This is a genomic window from Vibrio sp. 10N.222.48.A3 (assembly GCF_041475345.1).
GTDB lineage: Bacteria > Pseudomonadota > Gammaproteobacteria > Enterobacterales > Vibrionaceae > Vibrio > Vibrio tasmaniensis_A.
This window is the reverse complement of sequence record NZ_JBFRVX010001628.1, coordinates 1-259: the sequence shown is the minus strand read 5'-3', so window position 1 is coordinate 259 and position 259 is coordinate 1. Positions and strand designations below refer to the sequence as shown.

Annotated in this window: 1 protein-coding gene; it reads left to right on the top strand. The window is 44.0% G+C overall.

Annotated elements, in window-relative coordinates; genetic code table 11:
- Positions 1-259 (top strand): hypothetical protein (locus tag AB4653_RS28130; protein WP_372105921.1); only part of this gene is annotated, 259 nt, incomplete at both ends.

Here is a 259-nt window from a genome sequence, read left to right as displayed (position 1 = left end):
AGATGGTGACGAAACTATCCCAGTTACCGAATTTGTAACAACTGGTTTCGAAGGCTTGGGTTTGTCCCGAACTCAAAGCTTGAGTTTGCTTGATCTATTCCGCTCAGTTGAAGTCGAGCCAACAGTAAGTATTGAAGACAGCCAAATTATCAATGAAGGCTCAACAGCAATTTTCGACGTAAGTTTAAGTAAAGCTTCGTCAGGCGATGTTAGCGTTACGCTAGAGACGTTATACGGAACTGCAACAGCGGACGACATC